The sequence below is a fragment of the Rhizobium mongolense USDA 1844 genome (assembly GCF_000419765.1).
Classification (GTDB): domain Bacteria; phylum Pseudomonadota; class Alphaproteobacteria; order Rhizobiales; family Rhizobiaceae; genus Rhizobium; species Rhizobium mongolense.
Map to the genome: position 1 here is coordinate 1 of NZ_ATTQ01000066.1, position 6,864 is coordinate 6,864.

Below are 6,864 nucleotides of genomic sequence, written 5' to 3' on the forward strand. Positions count from 1 at the left end.
ATTCCGCTGTGCAACCTGATCCCGGTTACGGCGATCTCACCCTGCTGATGTGCTTCAAGCCGGTTGAAACAGCGGATCAGCGTCGACTTGCCGGATCCAGAGGGGCCGCAGATGACGATGCGTTCCCCTTTGCGCACGGTGAGGTTGATATCCGTCAGCACCTTGAAGCTGCCGTACCACTTGGAGACGTTCGTCGCCTCGATGATGGTGTCCGCACTCTTTGCCGCGGGATTCTGGCTGGGTGATTTTCCCTCCGCTGCTGGTTGCGCGCCCGAGACTTCGGTGGGCATGGAAAAACCTCCCTCATCGCGACCGTTCTTAACCTGATGGATGTTGCTAGTAGTGCTCATCGTACCTTGCTCCTGCCATAGTGGCGCTCGATCCTGGATTGTATCAGCTCCAGGCAGACGGACAGGATCCAATAGATTAGCGCTGCGGCAATCAGCATTTCCATGTGATGGAACGTGGGCTGACCGATCGTGCGAGCAAGGAACGTCAACTCCCAAACACCCAGAACTGAGACCAGAGAGCTGTCCTTGAGCATCCCGATGAACATGTTTCCCATCGGAGGGATGATAACGGGAAGTGCCTGCGGCAGGATGATCCTGCGCATGGTCAGGCCAAAGCCGAAGCCCATGGAACGGGATGCCTCCCATTGGCCGCGGTCAATGCTGGCAATGCCAGAGCGGAAGATCTCCGTCATATAGGCACCAATGCAAAGCGAAAGAGCCAAAATACCTGAGGGTACAGCATCCAGCACAATACCGAGCTGCGGCAGTCCAAGGTAGATCAGGTAGATCTGCATCAGAAGCGGCAGGCCACGGAAGAACGAGGTATAGAAGGTGGCGATCCCGTATGCAAAACCGTTGGTTGACAGCTTGGCGATGGCGGCAGTGATTCCGATAATTGACGCAAACACCAATGAGATTGCTGACACATACAGCGTCGTAAGCACCCCCTGCCCAAGCAGGAAGGGTAACTTGTCCCAAATAAAAGGCAGACTGAGATCGAATACTTCGACGAAACCGATGAACAGGACCAGCAGTTCGAGCCATACGATGCCGATTTGTACCTTCAACGGCGCAAAGCCGATCAGCACCAGATTAAGGCATAATATAACTGCAATCACAAAAGCAATCGCGAAGCGCCCATAGAGACCACTTTCCAGCGGTTCGCCAATGACGGGCCGCATCAGTTCGCCCATTGTCGTGCCAGACAGGTTAAACGAAAGAAATACCGCGAGCACCAGCGCAAAGATCAAGGCTATGAACCAAGGCTTATGGACCAGTACCTCGGATTCAACTGTGTCAGGATAAAGCATGAGATGTCCTCATAGTAGACCGCGGCTCAGGCGGACTGAGCCGCCTGCCGTGTCACTTTTCGACGGAATAGTCTGATCCGTACCACTTGATGGCCAGCTTCGATAAAGTGCCATCTTCCCTCATTTCCTTGATTGCGGCTGCCACCTTCTCGTTGAATTCCTTGTCATCATTCGAGAGTGCAACCACACCCGGCGATGAGAAAAGAGTATCAAGTACCTTGATCGGATATCCCGACTTGAGCGCACCTTCTGCGTACGTGCCGTCAGTTACGACGGCATCAAGCCGAACGCCCTCTCCGAGGCGAAGGTCGTCCATCGCAACAGCGCTGGTCTGGTACTCTTTTACTTGGCCAGGATTGAACTGGTATTCAATCGGTTCGGCGTTGATCCATCCGGGCGTAAATGAATGTTTGGCATAAGCCATCGCGGAGGTATCAGCGGCGCCACCGATTGTCTTCCCGTCAAGATCCGAAAGTCTTGTCGCCTTGCTGTCCTTGTGGACGACGGCAACCGCCTGCTCATAAACATAGACCACCGAGAGGTCGAACTTCTCTGCCCGAGCTTTGGTCGGCGTCATCTGCCCCATGCCGATGTCCCATCGACCTTCCCACTTTCCTGCCGCGATAAGGTCCCAGCCCGGTGTAATCAATTGTGCTTCGGCGCCCAGATATTTCGCAATTCCTTTGGCGACATCGACATCATAGCCGTCCAGTTGTCCCTTCTCGTTAACGAATGAGGCTGGAGCCCAGTCTGTGCCGACCGCTGCTCTCAGCGTTTTCGTCTTGAGTACATGGTCAAGAATCTCGCCGGCAGACGCCGAAAGAGAGAAGGCAACCGAAGCGACTGTAAACGATGCTGCCGCCGTGATGGCGGTCATGATCCTATTCATGTGATGTTCCCCTTATTTATCTTTCGGAGACACCAACGACCGCGCCACAGACCAACCGTGTTGACAGAACAGGCGGCGGGTGCGTCTTCTCCGAAGATATGTCTATCTTGTGAGAGCGCGCGTTGCAACATTTGTTTTACGCTATGAGGCATAATTCAAACGTGTCACCGAGATTGCTGATGATACTTTCGCTGGGAATCCCACCCAACATCGCCGACCAATGAGGGTGAATGAGGAGTGATGAAAATTCGGCACCTGAGCGTAATTGCGTTTCGATGTCGGTATTTACCCCTAGCCTCGGCTGGAAACTAGGTGCAGTGGGGGAAACGACGAACTTCCATGGTATTGGTAGAGCTGGCGGTCAAAGGCGGCCTTCCGGACTTCCTGGTCATGCTCCCCGGCGGAAAAACCAGAAATTGAGCCCTAGCACGCGCGGCAAAAACCGAAAGTCATAGATGTCCTCCGAGGAGAGCCTACGTCTCTATTGGAATGGCAAAACTCGCCTTGAGGCGATCCATCACAACCATTGTTTTAAATCCCTTGATATCGGGATTCTCATAGAAGAACCGGCGGGTGAACTGCTCGTAGTCCTCCATGTCTCTGGCAGTGACTACGAGCATGAAATCGGCTTCTCCAGTGACGTAATAACCCATCATCACCTCGCGCGTATTTCGTATAGCCGCTTTGAATCGATCGACGATATCCGCTCTCTCTCGCTCAAGTGACACCATTACAATCATAGTTATATGGCGGCCGACAGCCTTCGGAGAGATGACCGAAATGTCCGCCTCAATGACTCCCTCCTGCCGCAACCGTCTGAGACGGCGTTGGCACGCCGTTGGCGAAAGGTGAACGGCCTCGGCAAGCTCCTCTGACGTCAGCCGGTTATTCTTCTGAACGGCTTGGAGAAGCGCAATGTCCATACGATCGAGTTCGATCATTGCGAAGTCCTACAACGGAGAAATCTACATTGGGATGGAGCTAGGCAGTTTCGCGACGTGCCATAGAATTCCGAGGTTACGGCCTTCCGGCGTTGAAACGACCTTTCTTTCGGATGAGGTATCTGGTTCCCACCGCGTGCCAGATATTTCTTGCAAGGGCAGTTCCGTTGCTTAAGACCGTCATCTTGAACTATATCGGCCGCGTCTGCAACATATGTCTATATGGGACAGTGATTCATACGTTGCACATGATTGGGTGGCGCCCCTCAGTTGTTTGAGCCGGAGACATTCGCCAGTCTCTGTGTATGAACCTACTGACCGACGCCTGAATCCGTCATTATCGTCCATCTACACACCGCAGCGCGGTGGGCGTTCGCCAAGGATTGTACGACTATGACATCTCCTGCCCCATTTGAGCCGGGGGATGACGCCAACGGTGCAATCGAACAAGTGATGTTTAACCAGCAGTAGGATGTGACCCAATCCCGCGTTTAGCTATTTTATGACCAGCTTCCGCGGAGTCTTCGTCAAAGGTTCAAAGCCACTATCCGATACAGCGAAGCTCTGGGTGATGGTGACTCCAACAGTATCAAGCCACAAGCCCGGCATCATGTGGAATACCATGCCTGCCTGGAGAACTGTTTCGTCCCCCTTGCGGATACTCGCCGTTCGTTCTCCCGACGCAGGCGGGAAGCCTATGCCGGTCGGATATCCGATGCGAGACTCTTTTTCCAAACCGTGGCGGGCAAGCGCCTGACGAAATGCACCGTCCACTTCTGAACAAGTCCGGCCAGGACGAATGGCGTCGAGACCGGCATTTAACGACTCGACCGCGATCTCCGACAGCTTTTCGAACTCCGGGGATGGTCTCCCGACCACGATCGTACGAGCGAGATTGACCTGATAACGGTGGCGGCATCCCGATAGTTCAAGATTGACAACTGTTGAATCCGGCACAGGATCATCGGTCCAGGCTGCATGTGGAGCGATCGAACGCTCGCCGATGCAAAGATCCGGCGGGCAGCAAGGATAATCACCCCCGAACTCAGGTGTTCCAGATACCTGTTGGTGATAGATCGCAGCCGCAATATCGCACTCACGAACGCCGGCCTCGACCGTATCGATCACACGCTGCATCGCCGCGTCAGCAAGTTGCCCGGCCTGACGCATAATTCCGATCTCAGCCGGGCTTTTCACTAAACGAATCCACCCGACGAGGAGGTCGGCGTCTACGAATTCGGCAAGCGGCAGCGCCCGGGTAAGATCGGCGTGAGCGCGCGCGGAATAGTAGTATCCCCCCATCTCTACGCCTATACGGGCCTTCTCACCCGCGACTTCTTTCACAATGTCAGCCATGAAGTCATAGGCCGAAAGGGCGGCGGATTGGACGTAGGTATCGGGATAGGCCCTTATATTGTCCTCTGCCAGATAGGTGGTCATCGTCGCGGAAATGCGGTCCATGAACCGACCGATCCAGATGGGTTGAGCGTGATCGAGCGCTACGACGACCATCTGCGGAGTGTAAAATGAGTAGGCATTGTAGCCCGTAAGGTAGTTCTGGTTAGGCGGCTCTGACAGAAGGAGAATGTCAAGCCCTTTCCTCGCCATTTCCTCCTTTACCGCTCTCAGTCGAGCCTGAAACTCAGCTACTTCAAAGTGCAGATCTTTTATCATGTTGACCTCCGTCAAAATTGAACGACTCGCGATGTGCAGACGATTTCGGGCTACTCCGCGATGATCTTGATCACCATAGTTAGCAAATCCCGTGCGCAACATGTATGGCAGCAAGATGTGCTGGGTGGAGCGAGTTTAGAAGAAATTCCCGAATTCATCCTCGGCTCAGATAGCGGTTGAAAACATTGCACGTGACGCGTTCAACCGCTTGGTCACTTCTGAGGAGGCCAGCCACCCACTCGCAACTGCTGGCGTGAAAGACCTCACCCTTGCCGCGGGTGAAATTGACGATCATGCCGCTTCCGCGCTTGACTTTGTCCACGTTATCACTGCTTGCGTCCCCGCACAGCAACTCAGCTACGAACCGGCCGTCCTGATCACTGAGTATGGCGTCTTCTGGCGCGAAATCGGCGCATTCACCGACCAATGTAGCCATGCCGAGAGCAAGAATTTCCAGCCCGTCCGGCGCAGCGCTCGTAGCTGAAGGATAAGGCAGACCGCCGCGGATTTCGTAATCCAACCCGTCTACCTCATAGCCATAGATGTGGCTCTCTGCGCCAAGCAGATCGCCGTAAAAGAGCCCTGTGCCGGCGAAGGCCCAGTGCTCGGGTCTATAAATTGGGAAGCCTCGAACGCCTCTTGGTGCGAACCCACCCCAGCCAGAATAGATGCCATCGGTGGCATTGAGACCGAAAGTTTGCGCGCCTGGCCGCCCGATTTCCGGCGCTTCCCACGAAATCGTCGCGCGGGTGATATCGCCGCTTCTATAGACAGGATCCTCGGCGCGGGCGCGGTATTTATAGCAGACTTGTTGTCGACCCTCGTCTTCCAGCCTGGTCTGCCACATGAAATTGGCGGCAAAACGTGCCACACCGCCACCTTGCTCAACGAAGGTATCCACCGCGTCGCGCATTTCCCAGGTCCAGTACTCGTCATGGCCGGCGAAGACGACACAATCGTAGTCGAGCAGAATCTCAGGTGAGAAATGGAGATCGTGCTGGCTGGCGAGATCGACGGCGTACCCTGCGCGTTCAGCAAAGCGAAAGAAGTGGCTGTCGTAGCTTGCCCATCCGGCGGAAGCGTACTTTTTTGAGTGCCCAGTGGCGTAGGCCCATTCCTTGTGTGGAAAGCGCGGCACTGTCATTCGCGGCACACGCACTTCTAGGGGCACACGCGGCGCGTCCGGCGGGAGGCAGACAAAACCCCGACCCCACGGCCGCTGCGTGGAGACGACAGGCGAGTACTGGTCGCCGGCAGGGCCGGTGATGCCGTCGTAGTGGTTCGAGCCACCCCAGGTATTGTAGGCTAACCAGGTGCCCGTCGCCGCCACCTGCAGGACGCGGCCTGGCTTTTGCCCACGTTCTGGAAGCACGATGAGGATGTGGTAGCAAACAATCGGCTGCCCATCCCTGCCTTCCGCTGTGAGCTTCAGCCGATAGCCGCCAGAGGGCCAGCTCTGTTCGATCTTGAATTCGAATACAGTCTTCCAACCGCATCCTTCGACCGAGCACTGGTCGGGCGTGTTCTGCCAGAACGCGGCAATGCCGCTGCGCTCAAACACCTTCGTTTCAGTCCCGCCATCGCGCACAATCTCGATTGCGAAATGGCGTGCTGTGGAACTCACCTGCAGCAGAACAGTATCGCCTTGCCGATAAGAAAAGCGGTCGCTGTAGCACCAGATCTCCCCACGCGCGCCGTCCATGCCGATCTTCTCGTAGAAATGGCCGCGATCCGCAAACCGCCTCTGCTCCGATGTTAGGCCGAAATCCGGAAAATCGCTCGGGGGCTTTGTCATAGTGGTAAACCTATCTTTACGTCGGTACTCTGGATTAGGCTATGGGTGGTCATAATCGGCATGCTGGATTTCGTTCTCCTCAGTGCTTGAGTATCTGGCTGAGGAAGAGCTTGGTTCTGTCGTGCTGGGGATTGGTGAAGAACTCGGTCGGAGCGGCCTCTTCGACAATTCTCCCCGCATCCATGAAGATCACCCGGTCCGCGACGGCACGAGCAAAGCCCATTTCGTGGGTGACGCAGACCAT

6 protein-coding genes and 1 pseudogene are annotated in these 6,864 nt (G+C 55.3%); all 7 read right to left on the minus strand.

The window, feature by feature from the left end:
- On the minus strand, positions 1-350 hold a 350-nt coding region (locus A3C3_RS40865; protein ID WP_245278824.1), incomplete at its 3' end, for an ATP-binding cassette domain-containing protein.
- The gene (locus A3C3_RS0136710; RefSeq protein WP_022719441.1) at positions 347-1,321 is read right to left on the minus strand and encodes an amino acid ABC transporter permease; all 975 of its coding nucleotides are present in this window, start codon (positions 1,319-1,321) and stop codon (positions 347-349) included. The genes A3C3_RS0136710 and A3C3_RS40865, both read right to left, overlap by 4 nt.
- Positions 1,322-1,373: 52 nt before the next feature.
- Positions 1,374-2,210, minus strand: a complete 837-nt coding sequence (locus tag A3C3_RS0136715; protein WP_022719442.1) for a transporter substrate-binding domain-containing protein — start codon at positions 2,208-2,210, stop codon at positions 1,374-1,376.
- Positions 2,211-2,683: 473 nt separating this feature from the next.
- Complete coding sequence (locus A3C3_RS0136720) at positions 2,684-3,151, minus strand: Lrp/AsnC family transcriptional regulator (RefSeq protein WP_022719443.1); 468 nt, start codon at positions 3,149-3,151, stop codon at positions 2,684-2,686.
- Positions 3,152-3,646: 495 nt separating this feature from the next.
- Entirely contained in the window at positions 3,647-4,825 is a 1,179-nt protein-coding gene (locus A3C3_RS0136725; RefSeq protein ID WP_022719444.1) for a M24 family metallopeptidase, read from the minus strand.
- A 154-nt stretch (positions 4,826-4,979) separates the two neighbouring features.
- The gene (locus A3C3_RS0136730; RefSeq protein ID WP_022719445.1) at positions 4,980-6,620 is read right to left on the minus strand and encodes a N,N-dimethylformamidase beta subunit family domain-containing protein; all 1,641 of its coding nucleotides are present in this window, start codon (positions 6,618-6,620) and stop codon (positions 4,980-4,982) included.
- Positions 6,621-6,699: 79 nt separating this feature from the next.
- A pseudogene (glnQ, locus tag A3C3_RS47790) lies at positions 6,700-6,864 on the minus strand (glutamine ABC transporter ATP-binding protein GlnQ); the annotation flags it as partial.

Coding starts and splice junctions, on each gene's coding strand:
- A3C3_RS0136710 (WP_022719441.1), bottom strand. CDS start 1,321: ATGCTTTATCCTGACACAGTTGAATCCGAGGTACTGGTCCATAAGCCT.
- A3C3_RS0136715 (WP_022719442.1), bottom strand. CDS start 2,210: ATGAATAGGATCATGACCGCCATCACGGCGGCAGCATCGTTTACAGTC.
- A3C3_RS0136720 (WP_022719443.1), bottom strand. CDS start 3,151: ATGATCGAACTCGATCGTATGGACATTGCGCTTCTCCAAGCCGTTCAG.
- A3C3_RS0136725 (WP_022719444.1), bottom strand. CDS start 4,825: ATGATAAAAGATCTGCACTTTGAAGTAGCTGAGTTTCAGGCTCGACTG.
- A3C3_RS0136730 (WP_022719445.1), bottom strand. CDS start 6,620: ATGACAAAGCCCCCGAGCGATTTTCCGGATTTCGGCCTAACATCGGAG.